At 74.5% G+C, this 15,339-nt stretch carries 11 protein-coding genes; 7 read left to right on the top strand and 4 right to left on the bottom strand.

Annotation, left to right across the window (positions count from 1 at the left end):
• The 3 genes from ACFOYX_RS33590 to ACFOYX_RS33580 all read left to right on the top strand — a co-directional run bounded on the left by ACFOYX_RS33590 (position 1) and on the right by ACFOYX_RS33580 (position 4,199).
• Positions 1–831 carry an MIP/aquaporin family protein gene (locus tag ACFOYX_RS33590; protein ID WP_109802112.1) on the top strand — a complete coding sequence of 277 codons (831 nt, stop codon included), beginning with the start codon at positions 1–3 and terminating at the stop codon, positions 829–831.
• A 46-nt stretch (positions 832–877) separates the two neighbouring features.
• Positions 878–2,395: a glycerol kinase GlpK gene (gene glpK, locus ACFOYX_RS33585; RefSeq protein ID WP_322438793.1), complete on the top strand. Its 1,518-nt coding sequence runs from the start codon at positions 878–880 to the stop codon at positions 2,393–2,395.
• Between the two features lie 79 nt (positions 2,396–2,474).
• Complete coding sequence (locus tag ACFOYX_RS33580; RefSeq protein ID WP_322438792.1) at positions 2,475–4,199, top strand: glycerol-3-phosphate dehydrogenase/oxidase; 1,725 nt, start codon at positions 2,475–2,477, stop codon at positions 4,197–4,199.
• A gap of 81 nt (positions 4,200–4,280) precedes the next feature.
• On the opposite strand, the gene ACFOYX_RS33575 is transcribed toward ACFOYX_RS33580, so the two are convergent.
• From ACFOYX_RS33575 to ACFOYX_RS33565, 3 genes are all read right to left on the bottom strand, one after another.
• On the bottom strand, positions 4,281–5,750 hold the full coding sequence (locus tag ACFOYX_RS33575) for a dynamin family protein (protein WP_322438791.1): 1,470 nt from the start codon (positions 5,748–5,750) through the stop codon (positions 4,281–4,283).
• Entirely contained in the window at positions 5,747–7,597 is a 1,851-nt protein-coding gene (locus ACFOYX_RS33570) for a dynamin family protein (protein ID WP_322438790.1), read from the bottom strand. The genes ACFOYX_RS33575 and ACFOYX_RS33570 overlap by 4 nt, the downstream gene beginning before the upstream one ends.
• Before the next feature lie 115 nt (positions 7,598–7,712).
• Positions 7,713–8,639, bottom strand: a complete 927-nt coding sequence (locus tag ACFOYX_RS33565; protein WP_322438789.1) for an IniB N-terminal domain-containing protein — start codon at positions 8,637–8,639, stop codon at positions 7,713–7,715.
• 299 nt (positions 8,640–8,938) lie between these two features.
• Here ACFOYX_RS33565 and ACFOYX_RS33560 point away from each other — a divergent pair, with 299 nt between their 5' ends.
• The 4 genes from ACFOYX_RS33560 (at position 8,939) to ACFOYX_RS33545 (ending at position 14,537) form a co-directional block, all read left to right on the top strand.
• Positions 8,939–10,213, top strand: coding sequence for an Hsp70 family protein (locus ACFOYX_RS33560; RefSeq protein WP_322438788.1), 1,275 nt, complete (start codon positions 8,939–8,941; stop codon positions 10,211–10,213).
• On the top strand, positions 10,210–12,771 hold the full coding sequence (locus ACFOYX_RS33555; protein ID WP_322438787.1) for a helix-turn-helix transcriptional regulator: 2,562 nt from the start codon (positions 10,210–10,212) through the stop codon (positions 12,769–12,771). Before ACFOYX_RS33560 ends, ACFOYX_RS33555 begins: the two co-directional genes overlap by 4 nt.
• An 818-nt stretch (positions 12,772–13,589) precedes the next feature.
• A complete protein-coding gene (locus ACFOYX_RS33550; protein ID WP_322438786.1) occupies positions 13,590–14,327 on the top strand; it encodes a cellulose binding domain-containing protein in 738 nt (245 codons plus the stop codon).
• 78 nt (positions 14,328–14,405) lie between these two features.
• Entirely contained in the window at positions 14,406–14,537 is a 132-nt protein-coding gene (locus tag ACFOYX_RS33545) for a hypothetical protein (protein WP_322438785.1), read from the top strand.
• Between the two features lie 39 nt (positions 14,538–14,576).
• Here ACFOYX_RS33545 and ACFOYX_RS33540 read toward each other — a convergent pair whose 3' ends face one another.
• A complete protein-coding gene (locus ACFOYX_RS33540) occupies positions 14,577–15,293 on the bottom strand; it encodes a hypothetical protein (protein ID WP_322438784.1) in 717 nt (238 codons plus the stop codon).
• Positions 15,294–15,339 lie beyond the last annotated feature (46 nt).

The raw sequence follows: 15,339 nt of genomic DNA, 5'->3' as shown, positions 1-15,339 counted from the left end.
ATGGCGCAACGGTTGAAAGGCCCCGGACTCGTCGGCGAGTTGGCCGCCGAGTTCGCCGGCACCGCGATTCTCATCCTGTTCGGCGTGGGCGTCGTCGCCCAGGTGGCCGCCGCGGGAACCGGCGAGTTCGACAGCATCGCCTGGGCCTGGGGTCTCGGCGTCACGCTCGGCGTGTACGTGGCGGGCCGCATCAGCGGCGCGCATCTCAACCCCGCGGTCACCGTCGCCCTGGCGGTGTTCAAGGGCTTCTCGTGGCGCAAGGTGCTGCCGTACGCGCTGGCCCAGACCGCCGGCGCGTTCGTCGCGGCCCTGATCATCCGCTGGAACTACAGCGAGACGCTGTCCCGGTTCGACCCCGGCCTCACCAGCAAGAGCCAGGGTGTCTTCTCCACCCTGCCGGGCGTCGGCGTGAGCGAGTGGGGCGCGCTGCGGGACCAGATCATCGGCACTGCCATCCTGCTGTTCCTCGTCCTGGCGGTCACCGACGCCCGCAACTCGCTGCCCGGCGGCAACCTCGCCCCGCTGATCGTCGGCCTGATCGTGGTCGCGATCGGCATGGCCTTCGCCGCCAACGCCGGCTACGCCATCAATCCCGCCCGCGACTTCGGCCCCCGGCTCGCCTCCTTCCTGACCGGTTACGAGACGGCCTTCCAGGACACCAGCGGATATCCGTACTTCTGGGTGCCGATCGTCGGGCCGCTGGTCGGGGGCGTCATCGGCGCCGGCCTCTACGAGCTGGTCGTCGGGCGCTTCCTGCCCAGCGAGGAGCTGGAGCCGGGCACGTTGGCCACCGAGACCGCCTCGGCCGAGGCCGAGCTCGCCCGCATCTGACATCCGCCGACCCGCATCTCTCGACGAACCAGAAGGAGACACCCGCATGCCTGACTTCGTCGGCGCGGTAGACCAGGGCACCACCAGCACCCGTTTCATGATCTTCGACCACGGCGGCAACGAGGTCGGCCGCCACCAGCTCGAACACGAGCAGATCCTGCCGCAGGCCGGCTGGGTGGAGCACAACCCCCTCGAGATCTGGGAGCGGACCCAGACGGTCATCCAGACCGCGATGAACGCCCGCGGCCTGACCGCCGCCGACCTGGCCGCGCTCGGCATCACCAACCAGCGGGAGACCACCGTGGTGTGGAACCGCCGGACCGGCCGCCCCTACTACAACGCCATCGTCTGGCAGGACACCCGCACCGGCCGGATCGCCTCGGCGCTGGAACGCGAGGGCAAGGGCGACGTCATCCGGCGCAAGGCCGGCCTGCCGCCGGCGACGTACTTCTCGGCGGGAAAGATCCAGTGGATCCTGGAGAACGTCGGCGGGGTGCGCGAGGCCGCCGAGCGCGGTGAGGCCGTCTTCGGCAACACCGACACCTGGCTGCTGTGGAACCTCACCGGCGGCGTCGAGGGCGGGGTGCACGTCACCGACCCCACCAACGCCAGCCGCACCATGCTGATGAACCTGGAGACGCTGGACTGGGACGACGAGCTGCTGTCCTTCTTCGACATTCCCCGCGCCATGCTGCCGGAGATCCGGCCGTCGTCCGACCCGCGCTCGTACGGCAGCTGCGCCATGAACGGCCCGTTCAGCGGCGCGGTCCCGCTCACCGGCGACCTGGGAGACCAGCAGGCCGCCACGGTCGGGCAGGTCTGCTTCGCGCCGGGCGAGGCGAAGAACACCTACGGCACGGGCAACTTCATGCTCCTCAACACCGGCACCGAGATCGTGCGGTCGAAGGCCGGGCTGCTCACCACGGTGTGCTACAAGTTCGCCGACGAGGCGCCGGTGTACGCGCTCGAAGGCTCGATCGCGGTCACCGGCTCGGCCGTGCAGTGGCTGCGCGACCAGCTCAAGATCATCAGTAGTGCGGCGCAGAGCGAGATCCTGGCCCGCCAGGTGGAGGACAACGGCGGGGTCTACTTCGTGCCCGCGTTCTCCGGCCTGTTCGCCCCGTACTGGCGCTCCGACGCCCGCGGCGCGATCGTCGGCCTCTCCCGGTTCAACACCGACGCCCACATCGCCCGGGCCACCCTCGAGTCCATCTGCTACCAGAGCCGCGACGTGGCCGATGCGATGGAGCAGGACTCCGGGGTGCACCTGGAGTGCCTCAAGGTCGACGGCGGGGTCACCGTCAACGACCTGTGCATGCAGATGCAGGCGGACATCCTCGGCGTCCCCGTCAGCCGCCCGGTGGTCGCCGAGACCACCGCGCTGGGCGCGGCGTACGCCGCCGGCCTCGCCGTCGGCTTCTGGAAGAACACCGACGAGCTGCGCGAGAACTGGAACGAAAGCCGGCGCTGGCAGCCGGCCTGGTCCCCGGAGCAGCGCGAGACCGGCTACGCCCGGTGGAAGAAGGCGGTCCAGCGGACCCTCGACTGGGTCGACGTCGACTGACCCCACCGCACCCCCGTACGGATCTGGGCGGCCGGCGCCCGCCGCCGGCCGCCCGAACCCTCCACAGGAGAGAAGACTGATGCACTCCGCGACACTGTCACCGGCCGCCCGCGAGCGGTCCCTGGCCGCCCTCGACAGCGGCCAGGAACTGGACGTCCTGGTGATCGGCGGCGGCGTCACCGGCGCCGGCTGCGCGCTCGACGCCGTCACCCGGGGCCTGTCGGTCGGGCTCGTCGAGGCCCGCGACTGGGCCAGCGGCACCTCGAGCCGGTCCAGCAAACTCATCCACGGCGGCCTGCGCTACCTGGAGATGCTCGACTTCGGGCTGGTCCGCGAGGCCCTGCGCGAGCGGGGCCTGCTCCTGCAGCGGCTCGCCCCGCACCTGGTCCGTCCGGTGCCGTTCCTTTATCCGCTGCGCCACCGGGGCTGGGAACGGCTGTACGCCGGTGCCGGCGTGCTGCTCTACGACACGATGAGCCTGTCCGGCAGCCACGCCCGCGGCGTGCCGGCCCACCGGCACCTGAGCCGCCGCGCGGCCCTGCGCGCCTGCCCGTCGCTGCGGCCCGAGGCGCTGGTCGGCGCCCTCCAGTACTACGACGCCCAGGTCGACGACGCCCGGCTGGTGACCTTCCTGGTCCGCACCGCCGCCGCGCACGGGGCGCACCCGCTGTCGCGGGCCCGCGTCGTGGGTTTCCTGCGCGAGGGTGCCCGGATCACCGGCGCACGGGTGCACGACCAGGAGACCGACCGGGTGTTCGAGGTGCGTGCCCGGCAGGTGGTCAACGCCACGGGAGTGTGGACCGACGACACCCAGGCCCTCGTCGGCGAGCGCGGCCAGCTCCAGGTGCGCGCCTCCAAGGGCATCCACCTCGTGGTGCCCCGCGACCGGATCCGGTCCAGCACCGGCCTGATCCTGCGCACCGAGTCCAGCGTGCTGTTCGTGATCCCCTGGGACCGGCACTGGCTGATCGGCACCACCGACACCGACTGGGACCTCGACAAGGCGGATCCGGCGGCGACCAGCCGGGACATCGACTACCTGCTGGAGCACGTCAACGCGGTGCTGGCCACCCCGCTGACCCGCGACGACGTCGAAGGCGTGTACGCCGGCCTGCGCCCGCTGCTGTCCGGGGAGTCCGACGCGACCGCCAAGCTGTCCCGGGAGCACACCGTGGTCAGCCCCGCGCCCGGACTCGTGGTGGTGGCCGGCGGCAAGTACACGACGTACCGGGTGATGGCCCGCGACGCGGTCGACGAGGCGGTGCGCGGCCTCGACGCCGCAGTGCCCGCCTCGTGCACCGACCGGGTTCCGCTGCTCGGCGCGGAGGGCTACGTCGCCCGGTGGAACCAGCGCCGCCGGCTGGCGCAGCAGTTCGGCCTGCACACCGAGCGCGTGGAGCACCTGCTGCGGCGCTACGGCGCCGCCGTCGACGAGGTGCTGTCGCTGCTGCGGGAGGACCCCACGCTCGGCGAGCCGCTCGACGGCGCGGAGGACTACCTGCGGGTGGAGGTCGTCTACGCGGCGTCCGCCGAGGGGGCGCTGCGCCTGGAGGACGTGCTGACCCGGCGTACCCACATCTCGATCGAGACCTTCGACCGTGGCCTGACCGCCGCCCTGGCGGCGGCGACGCTGATGGCGCCGGTCCTCGGCTGGGACGACGAGCGGACCGACCGGGAGGTGACGGACTACGTCGCGTGGATCCGGGCCGAACGGGCCGCCCACGACCAGCCCGACGACGCGGCGGCCGACGCGGTCCGGTTGGGCCCGGCCGAGGTGACGGCGGCGACGGCCGTGGCGGCCTGAACGGGCTCCGGCGGTGTGCCCGGCACACCGCCGGACCCGGCCACGCGGGGCCCTACGGGCAACGCTGATCGGGGCGGCGGCTCAACGGCCGCCCTCGGCCAGCTCGGCGAGCATCCCCTCGCAACTGCGGACGACGACCTGCGCGCCGCGCCGCTGGGCCAGCCGGAGCAGGGGATCCTCCGCGAGGTCCCGCCACCGCCACTGCGCGTCGGAGGCCGCCTCCCAGAGCCGCTGCACGGTCGCGTCGTGTTCCACACCGAGCCGGATGGCCAGGCCGACCCCGTCACCGCCGACCAGGCGCCGCGCCTCCTCGGCCAGCTCGGCGTCGAACCCGAGCCGGGCGTTCCGGAGCGCAGCCAGCAGGCACAGCTCCCGGAACTCGTGCGCGCCGGCGAGGATCTGCTCCACCGCGCTGAGCAGCTCGCCGGTGCCGGGGCCGGGCTCGGCCCGTACCAGCGCCTCCACCCCGGCCAGCGCCGAGCGAGCCTTGAGGGTGTCCCGTCGGTCGACGAAGAAGCGGGACATCGACTCGCGCAACTCGGTCAGGCCGCTGCGTCGGATCAGTTCCGCGGAGAGCTTGACCCGGCTGTCGCAGCCGGTACGGACGAGGGTGGTCGCCAGCCTGACCCCGGCGAGGCCGAGCCGGTCCAGCAGCGCGGCGCGTACCCCCGGGTCCAGCGGCACCGGCAGCTCACCGCGGACGAACCGGTCGGCGGACAGCAGGTGCGTCTCCAGGTCCTCGCGGGACACCCGGGCCAGTTGCGCGAGCGCGGCGAAGTCCGACTCGCTGAGCACCCGGCCGGCCAGCCCGATCAACCCGCTGCACGCCGCCAGGTCGACGCAGAGCGCGTTCACCCGGGGGTCGCGGTACTGCTGTCGGGCGAGCTGGCGGGCGGTGAGCAGCGCGTCGACCCGTCCGCCGCCGGCCTCGTCGACCCGGGACAGCACCAGGATCACATTCACCGGGGCGGCCTGCCCGACGGCGCTGTCCCGGGTCGACTCCAGGACGCGCAGGTCGGTGCCGCGGCCGTCGCGGGTCAGGAACAGCACCGCGTCCGCGTCCCGCAGCACCCGGTCCATGACCGGCGACCGCCCCTGCTCGTCGGGGCCGGTGATCGCGGGTGTGTCGATCAGGGTCACCTGCCGCAGGGCCCGGGTCGGCCATTGCACGACGATGTCGCGCAGCTCGCCCGCCCGCCAGCCGACGAGATCCACCCGCATTCCGGTCGCGGACTTGGCCACCGCCAGCTCCTGCGGGGGTTGGTTCGTCGAGTAGGCGGTGGCGCGCGGCTGCGGACCGTCCTCGTACCAGGTGAAGACGCCGCTGCCGTCCGGGCCGTCGACCGGCGCGACCTCCTCGCCCATGATCGCGTTCAGCACGGTCGACTTGCCGGACCGCCACGGGCCGGCGATCGCGATCCGCAGCGGTTGCTCCAGCTGGGCGAGCTGGTGCCGGAGGTGATCGGTGGCCCGGGGATTGTCCCGGTAGAGCTGGAGGGCCTGGTGCAGCAGGCCCCAGACCGCCTCGTCCAGCCGTAGGCCGACGGTCATGCCCGGGGCTCCAGCGGCCGGGCCGGTCGGGGCGCGGTCAACTGCTGGGCCTGCTCGTAGACGGCGGCCAGCCGGGTCATCTTCAGCCGAATCTCGCGCTGCCGCTGGTCGCGGACCGCCGCGTCGGTGTCGGCGGCCTGCTTCGCGGTACGGAACGACTGGATGATGGCCTCCTGCAACTCCTCGGTCAGCGCGGTGAAGTGGTCCCGGAGCATCCGCTGCACCTGCCGGGTGGTGTCCCGGCATTCCTTGGTCGTCCGGACGAAGAAGTCGTCGACGTGCCGTTGGACCGCCGTCTTGACGGTTGCCTGCCGGCGGCGGAGCAGCTGCCTGCTCTCGTCCCGGATGCTCTTGCCGCCGAAGAGCGCGCCGGCGCCGATCGAGACCGGGTTGATCATCGGCATGCCGGCCAGCGTCATCACCAGGCCGAACATCAGCAGGCCACCGTAGGAACCCTTCATGCCGGTGATCGCCTTCTGGCTCACGGTGAACCGGTCGATGGTCGGGCGCTCGATCTCCGGCAGCCGGTCCAGGAGATCCTCCGGCACCGTCATGGACCAGGGCGGCAGCACGTCGTAGCCGTACCGGGCGAAGTTGCCGGCGACCCGCCGGGCGGCGAAGTCGCAGCGCTGCGCCAACCACTCGTGGTTCGCCTCCGCCGCCTCGACCAGGCTTTGTTGCAGCCACTCCTGGAAGGTGTCCCAGGCGACCAGCGGATCGGCCGTGTCGAACGCCTCGTCGACCATCCGCAGGATCTGCCGGGTCCGGTCGCGCAGGTCGTACTCGATGTCGGAGAGCAGGTCGGCCATCTCGTCGGCGAGGGTGTTCTGCCAGCGGGTGGAGCAGCGGCGCAGCTCGTCGACCTCGCGCTGGGCCGCGTGCAGCCGGGAGATCGGGCCAGACTGCTCCTCCGCCTCCTGGCTCTCCAGCTCGGCGCGCAGCGGCGCGGCGAGCTGCTCCACCACGGTGCGGGCGATCATCGCGACCGAGGCCCGGGCCAGCACGTCGGCCTTGCCGGTCAGGTCCCGCTGCAGGCGGGCGATCAGCAGCGGGAAGCCCGACTCGGCGTTGAGCCCGTGGTCGTCGGCGGCCGCCGCGCGCAGCCGCAACGCCGCCGAGACGGGGATCAGCGCCGCCGGTACGCCGGCCTCGGCCAGGTGCTGCCGATTGCGCTCGGCGACCGCGCGCCAGTCCGGCACCAGGTCGGTCTTGGTCTGCACCACCGCCACGTTCGGATGCTGCCGGGTGACGTGCAGCAGCATGTTCAGCTCGGCCACCGACAGTTCCCGGGTCGAGTCGGAGACGAGCAGCACCGCGTCGGCGTGGTGGAGCGCGGCGGGCGGGGCGGCGGCGCCCAGCACGGCCACCTCGTCGGCGCCGGGTGTGTCCACCAGCACCAGTCCGGCGCCGAGCAGCGCGCGCGGCAGTCCGATCTCGACGTACGCCGGGCCGCCGCCGGGCCGGCGGCCGAGCGTGCCGGCCACCCCGGCGGCGATCTGGTCCAGCGGCACGGGGGTCCGCTCGGCGGGCACCGGAACGGACGTGCCGACGGCCCGCCCCGGCGCGGACGCGGCTTGGACCACCGTGGCCGACGCGACCTCGGCGTGCTGCACCACCGTCGGCAGGACGGTGGTGCGCCCGTCGCCGACCGGGCACACCGGCGCGTTCACGATCGCGTTGACGAGTTGGCTCTTGCCCTGGTTCGGTTCGCCGATGACCAGGACGCGCAGCTTCGGGTCGAGCAGCTGAGCCCGCTTCTGCCGGACCGCCAGCAATAGGTCCGCCCGCCCGTGCTCGCGGCACGTACGGGCAATCTCGTCGAGCGCGTCCAGCCAGATCCCCGCCATCACCGCACCAAGTGTGCGGATTTCGAATCAATTATCAAGAGGGGATCTGCGCCGAAACAGGGAGAAAGCCGGATCGGCAGTGCCGATCCGGCTTTCCGCTCCCGTCGGACCCCGGTCAGAGCAGACCGTCGCCGAGGCCCAGCAGCCCGCCGCCGGCCGACGCGGAAGCGTCGCCGTGGATCCCGGCGTGGCCGTCCACACCGTCGGTGACGTCGCCGGTGACGCTGCCCACCGTGCCGGTGACGCCGGACAGGACGCCATCCACCTGGTGGGTCACGCCGCCCACGGTGGACGGCACGTCGACGTCCGGGACCACGCCGCCGGAGTCGCTGATGCCGAGCCCGCCCAGGGTGTCGTCGACGCCGAGCGGGCCGACGACACCGGCGACCTGGCCCTGGGTGCCGGAGAGCGTGCCGCCGAGCAGACCGTCGCCGCCGAGCAGCCCGTGACCGCCGAGCAGACCGTCCGGGGTGCCGAGCAGACCGGCGTCGGTGCCGTCGAGCAGACCGTCCGGGTGGCCCACGGTGCCGGCCACGTCGCCGACCACCGGGTCGGCCGCGGTGTCCACCACGCCCACCACGTCGGCGTCGAGGGTGTGTGCGACGTCGTGCACGCCGATCAGGTCGGTGTCGACGCCGCCCGGCCCGACGCCCAGGCCGATCCCGGGCAGCACGGCCGCCCCGGCGGCGACGCCCGTCGGGTCGACGGCGAGGGCGCCCAGGACGCCGGCCTTGACGTCCACACCGGAGTAGGAGCTGCCGATGGCGATGTCCTGCGGCACGGACTGGAGCTGGGCGACGACGCTGGTGGTGTCGGCCAGCAGCGGGTCGACCCCGAGCTGCCCGGCCACCGCGGTCACCGGCGCGAGCCCGTTCACCGGTGCGTAGTCCACGACCAGCGGGACCACGTCCTGCACGTCGGCGGCGGTGATGTCGGTGAGCCCGGCGGCCTGCAGCGCGCCCTCCGGGTCGAGTTCGAACGCCGACTTGGCGTCGGGGTCGGTCAGCAGGTTGAGCACGAAGTCGTGCAGGGTCTGGTCCATGTGCCGGTTCTCCTCGGACGTTGGCGTCAGCCACCGTTGATCGTCGACAGCGACGCTATGGGAGCGGGCCGGCACGGTCATCGGGGATCTGCCCGCAATCCGCCCCGCCCCATTAGGGTGCTTTCCGCCTCGCCTGTTAGGGGGACTGGGGGGCCTGGGCCGGCCAGAGTTAGGGTCCCGATGCCGGAGTGATCTCTGGTACGAACGTAGGAGCCCACGGGGTTCCGCCGGGGTGGGTCGCCGCACGGTGTCGCACCGTCGCCACCGGCCGGCCAACTCACGGTGAAGGAAGAAAGCGGATGCCGTACGTCCTGGGGATCGACATCGGAAGCACCAACACCGCGGCCGGCGTGGCCCGGCGGCGGGGTGCGACCTGGGCGCGACCTGAGGTGGTCGCGCTGGACGGCGGGTCGGCGACCGTACCGTCGGTGCTGCACCTGGCCACGGACGGGTCGCTCGTGGTCGGTGCGCCGGACGGCGGGGACGGGAGCCGGACGGCACGGGGGTTCGTCCGCCGGGTCGGCGACGACGTGCCCCTCCTGCTCGCCGGTGAGCCGTTCCCGCCGCAGGTGCTGACCGCGGTGCTGGCGGAGTGGGTGGTGCAGCGGGTCCTCGACCGCGAGGGCGAGCCCGCCGAGGCCGTCGTGCTCAGCCACCCCGCGGGCTGGGGAGGGCACCGGCGGGAGTTGCTGCACAGCGCCCTGTGGCAGCTCGGCCTGGGCAACGTGACGCTGCTTCCCCGCACGGTCACGGTGGCCGAGAGCCACGCGGCGCGCGGCTTCCCGGGCAGCACGGCGGCCGTCTACGCCCTGGGCGGCAACACCTTCGAGGCGGCCCTGGTCCGCCGCACCCCGCGCGGCACCTACGAGACCTTCGGCTTTCCCCAGGGGCTGGACTGGATCGGCGGCGCCGACTTCGACGAGGCGCTGGCGGAGCACGTGCGTACCGTGCTCGCCCGGGAACTCGCCGCGGCCGGACGCCGGGAGACGCACGCCGCGCTGCGCGGACTGCTGCCCGAGTGCGACCGCGCCAAGCGCGAACTGACCGTCGGGACGGAGACCGACGTGCTGCTGACCCTGCCGAACGGGCCGGTCCGGGTGCCGGTGAGCCGGGTGCGGTTCGAGGACATGATCCGGCCGGCCGTGCAGGCGACCGTCGACCTGCTGGCCCGGACCGTCCACTCGGCCGGGCTGCGGCCGGCGGAGCTCGACGGCGTGCTGCTCGCCGGCGGCTCCACCCGCATCCCGCTGGTCGCCGAGCTGCTCGCCGAGACCTTCCCGGTACCGGTGGAGGTGGAACCCGATCCGCAGTCGACCGCCGCCACCGGCGCGGCGTTGGCCGCCTGCCAGGTGGTGTCGCCGCGCCGCCGGTTCCCGGAGCGGGACGGCGAGCCCGCCCCGGCCGGCGACCTCGGCCCGGCCGCCCCGCCGGCGGTCCGGGCGCAGCGTCGGCGCGACCACGACCGTCCGGCCCGCAGCGAGCCACCACCCCGCCCCCCGGTCCGGATCACCCCGCTGGACCTGCCGAAGGCGTCCCGCCTGGCGCTCACCCGCAGCTGGGGACGCGAAGGATGACCACCATGATCAAGAGCAGCGCCGCCGGGTCCCGCCTGGTGCTGGACCGCGGGCCGCAGGCCCTGCTCGACGCCGTCGCGGCGGACCCGGACGCGCCGCTCGCACTCGGTGTGACCGGCCCGGGCGGCCACGGCCGGAGCGCGTACCTCCAGGACCTGGCCCGGGTCTACCGGCGGGCCGGGAGCACGGTGCTGGAGGGCGCCCCCGACCAGCCCGACACGATCGAACCGGACGCCGTGCTGGTGGTCGACGACGCGCACCTGCTCGACGACGCCCGGCTGCGGGCGCTGCGCGCCCTGGTGGCCACCCGTCGGCACCGCCTCGCCGTCGGCTACCGGCCGTGGCCCCGGCCGGCGGCGCTGGTCGACCTGGCCGACGCGCTCCGGCGGGACGGGCACCTGGTCCTGCTCACCCCGTTCGCCCGGGAGCGGACCGCGGCCTACCTCGCCACCGTGCCGGAGGTCGGCCGGCGGCCCGACCTGGTCGACTTCGTGCAGCAGCAGACCGCGGGCGTCCCCCGCGACGTCGAGCGACTGGTCCGCGGCCTGCGCGGGCAGGAGAGCGGGCCGGGCGTCCCGGCCGAGCCGCCCCGGCAGGTCATCCTCCAGTTCGGAGCGGACCTGGACGACCTGCCGCCCGATGTCCGGCGGCTGCTGCTCGCCGTCGCCGCCGGCGTACCGCTGCCGGTGGACCTGCTCCGGGCGTTGCTCGGCCGGGAGCCCGGCGAGGTGGACGAGCTGATCGCCGCGACCCGGGCGGCCGGCCTGCTCGGCGCGGACGGCCGGCTCGCGCCGATCGTGCGGCGCGCGGTGGCCGCGCTGAGCCCGGCCACCGAGCGCACGGCGGTGTGGCGCCGGCTCACCGAGTTGCAGCTCGCCCGGGGCGGGCCGGTGCTCCCGCTGGTCCGCTCGTTGCTCGCGGCCGGAGTGGCCGGCGACTGTCCGGCACCGACGCTGGAGGCCGCGGCCGAGGAGGCGCTGGCCGGCGAGCCCGCCCTTGCCGCGGAGTTGTTCGCGGCGGCCACGGCCGCCGGGCGCCCGGCCGCGCTCCGGCAGGCGGTCGCCGCGGCCCTCGCCGGCGACCTGGACGCCGCCCTGCGGCTGGCGGACCGGCTGCTCGCCGCCGCGGCGCCGGCCGACCGGTCGGGCGCGGCGGTGGTCGCCGCGACGGCGCTGGCGCACCGCGGCCAGGTCGGCCGCAGCGTCGAGCTGTACCGGTGGGCGGGCGGCGCGTCGGCGCAGTCCTTCGCCGCCGTCGGCGCGCTCGCCGCCGGCCAACCGGCCGACGCGGCGGACGCGCGCGGCACCGACCCCGCGGGGGAGCCACCCACCCTGCACGCCAGCGCGGCCCGGTTGATGGCCGAGGGGATCCGGGACAGCGTCGCCGGGCCACCCACCGCCGCGCTCTCCACCCTCGTGCAGGCCGCCGCCCTGCTGGAGCCGGCCGGGCGGGGGGTGCTCCTGCCGGACAGTCCGGCGGCGCTCGCCGCGTTGACCGGGGTGCACTGCGGCGAGCTGGACGTCGCTGAGCGGGTGCTCGACCGGGCCGCGGCCAGCGGGGTCGGCGGGCCGCTGATGGTCCGGCGCCACCGGCTGCTGCAGGCCTGGATCGCCATGGTCCGGGGCCGCACGGCCGTCGCGGCCGACCAGCTCGCCACGGTGACCGGCGGCGGTCGCCCGCTCGAGTCGAGGGACCTGCTCTTCGCCTCCGCGCTGGAGATGGGGATCGCCCGGCGAAACAGCGACCTCGGCGCCCTCCAGCGCGGGTGGGGGCATGCGCTGGAGGCGGTGGTCCGCCACCCGGTCGATCTGTTCACGCTGCTGCCGCTGGGCGAGCTGGCCGTCACCGGGGCCCGGCTGGGTGACCTGAGCCGGCTGGAGCCGTACCTGCGGGAGGCGCGCCTGCTGCTGGCCCGGCTCGGCGACCCGCCACTGTGGAGCACCCCGCTGCACTGGAGCGGGTTGCACGCGGCGATCCTCGCCGAGGAACCGGCGGCCGCCGACGGCCACGTGGCCGCCCTGCTCGCCGCCGCGGACCACAACCGGTACGCGGCCGTGGTCGCCGCGGCCGCCACCAGCTGGGTCGAGGTGCTGCGCGGGAAGGTCGACCCGGTCCGGGTGGAGGCCGCCGCCCGCGGGCTGCACGACGCGGGGCTGTGCTGGGACGGCGCCCGGCTCGCCGGGCAGGCCGCGATCCGCACGTCGGACCGGCGGGCGATGAGCATGCTGCTGGACTGCGCCCGAATGCTCCAGGGCCGGCCGGCCGGGGCCACGGGTGGGCAGCGGCCGGCGTCCGCCGACGCCGCCGCCCCCGGGGCACACCGGCTCAGCGACCGGGAGCGGGAGGTGGCCGAGCTGGTGCTGGCCGGGCTGACCTACCGGGAGATCGGCGACCGGCTCTTCATCTCCGCGAAGACCGTGGAGCACCACGTCGCGCGGATGCGGTCCCGGCTCAACTGCGCCAACCGCACGGAGCTGCTGGCCCTGCTGCGGACCATCCTGGCCGACCGGTCACGCGGTGCGGCCGGGCAGCCCTGGCCGCAACGGCCGGCGTCGTGAGCCGGACCCGGACCGCTGACCACGGGACCCGGACCCGGCTCGCCGCGCTGGCGGTCGTGCCACCACCGGGTCCTGGTCGCGCCGCACTGGCCCTGGTCGCTCGCCGGACCCGCCGTCACGACGGTCGTCCACCTGCTGGCCGAGCTGATCGAGAACGCGCTGGTGTTCTCGCCGGTGACCACCACGGTGCGGGTGGCCGGCGAGCCCCGAGCGCAGGGCTGCGCCGTCGTGGTCACCGACGACGGGCCGGGCCTGGACGTCGCCGCGCTGGCCGAGGCGGACGACCTGCTCGGCAACCCGCCGGGCGACCCCCCGCCGGCCGGGCCGGGCTGTACGCCGCGGCGCTGCTCGCCGCCCGCTGCGACGCCCAGGTCTCGTTGCGTCCCGGCCCGCGTGGCGGCACGGCGGCGGTCATCCTGCTCCCGGCCGGCCTGGTCACACCGACCGTCGGCGACCGTGCCACGACCGGGCCGAGCCGCCCGCACGGCCGGTCGACGTCCGGGCCCGACCCCGACGACGGACTGCCGAGGCGGGCCGGGAACGGACCGCTGCCGCCGAGCCCCGGCACCGCCGGCTCGGACAGCGTCGGCACCCCCGACCCGGCCGCAGCGAAAGGACAGTAGATGAGGCAGTCAGTGGTCGCCGGCGGGCTGGCGGAGGCGCTGCACGACCTGGTCGCCCGGGTGCCCGGGTGCCGAGCACGCCGTCGTGCTGCTTCAGGCGATGCTCGCCGGGCTTCGCGCGCTGTGACCTGCGTCTGGTCCCGCGAGGCGGATCGGGGACGGGTGTCCGGTGCAGAATCTGAAGGGGAGGAGTTCATGCCGGCATCACCGCCCCAGCCGCGGCGGACTCTGGTGATCGTTGTGCTCGACCAGATCGTGGCCGTGGTCGGATCCGTGCGGCGCGCCCTCACCGGCCGCGGTGGCGGCTCCCGGCTCACCCGGGACGCCGTGATCGCGTCACTGGCGGTGCTGGTCGCCACGGCGGTACCCGTCGTGCTGGTGCTGCGGACGCCGGAACGCCTGACCCCGGTCGTCCTCGACCCGCCGCCGGACGGCGACCTGCCGACGATCCCCGAGTTCGGTACGCGCAGCATGGAGGCCAGGCCCGCCGCCTCCAGCCCACCGGCGGCGGCGCGCACGACGACCGAGGCGCCGCCCGCCGGTCCGGCCGCTCCGACGACGGCGGGCGAGCCGTCGCCGGCGGCGACGGGGTCGACCAGCCCGGCCGCGCTGCGCGCCGCCTTCGCCGTCGAGGAACGTGCCCTGCTCAGCTACGGCGCCGGCGTGACGATCAGCAACGCCGGGCCGACCGCGGCGACCGGGTGGACCCTGGTCGTCACGCTGCCTCGGGAGTCGCTCGAGGTCACCTCCGTCACCGGCGCCCGGGCCACCCGCGCCGGCGCGACGTGGACCTTCGTGCCGGACGGGAGCACGGGGGAGGTGCCCGGCGCCGGCTCGGTCCGGGTCACCTTCCGGGTGTCCGGGGCACCGATCAACTCAACGCCCACGGCCTGCACCATCGACGGAGCCGCCTGCTCCGGCCTGCCGGCCTGACGTACGGCACCCACCGGCGACCCACCCGCCAGCGGGCAGGGCTGCGGGTGGCGCCGAATGAGATCCTGGTAGGTCTCGTTGGCCGACTCGAGCTCGGCGCAGGCGCCCGCCGGCGTCAACAGCAATGTGCTCACCGACGAGACGGCCGTCGACCCGCTGTCCGGCAACGTCGTGCTCCATGGCATCCCGGTGCGCGTCGAGCCCGCCTGATGCGGGGCCGATCATGCGAGCAGCGGCGTGGCTGCCCGATTATCGCCGGGCCTCGGAGTTGCTTCGCAGCGTGTTCGCCCAGTGCGTGGCACCGACGCCGGCCGGCTGCGGTCCGGTGTCGTTCTCGGTGGTCGCGTCGGGCCACTGGGTCTGGCCTGCCGCCGTCAGGCCGAGCCCTTCGGCACCGAGCGGGCGGTCCGGTGCCAGAGCGACGGGCGAAGAGGAGCTTTCCGGAGTTGCCATCTCGGGTGCCTCGGCTGCTGGTCGTGGCCAGCGCCGCCACCGCTGAACGCTGAGCACGGCGACCAGCATCGCGGCACCGATCAGCAGCGTGGTGCCGGTCCGCACCGGGGTGGCCAGGTCGGCGTGCTGGCCGGCCACGGTCACCTGGTGGCCGAGGAGGCGCAGCAGCCAGGTCGGGCGCATCATCATGGCGAGATAGCTGCCCGCGTACACGATCCCGGTCAGCACGGCGCCGAGCGGGGAGAATCGTAGGGTGGCGATGAGCCCGAGCAGGATTCCCGCCGCTGCCAGTAGCAGCGCAGTCCGCACGAAGTCACCCGTGTTGAAGGCGCCGCTGGTCTGCGCCGCGGTGAAGGCCTGGACCGAGCGGCCCTGTCCGATGGCGAGAAGGATCCAGGCCAACGGACCGATGACAATCGCGGCGATCAAGGTTCCGACGTGTCGCATCCGGGCACCGTACCGATGGAACACAACGATGAAAACCCCTGATACCGACCGTCGTTGCTCGGTCACGGTCGGGGCCCGGCAGGAGTCAGCATGCCCGGATCTGGTCGGGCAG

Source organism: Micromonospora sp. GCM10011541 (assembly GCF_042650725.1).
Classification (GTDB): Bacteria; Actinomycetota; Actinomycetes; order Mycobacteriales; family Micromonosporaceae; genus Micromonospora; species Micromonospora sicca.
The sequence above is the reverse complement of the archived record's forward strand: the minus strand, read 5'-3'. Positions and strand labels throughout refer to the sequence as shown.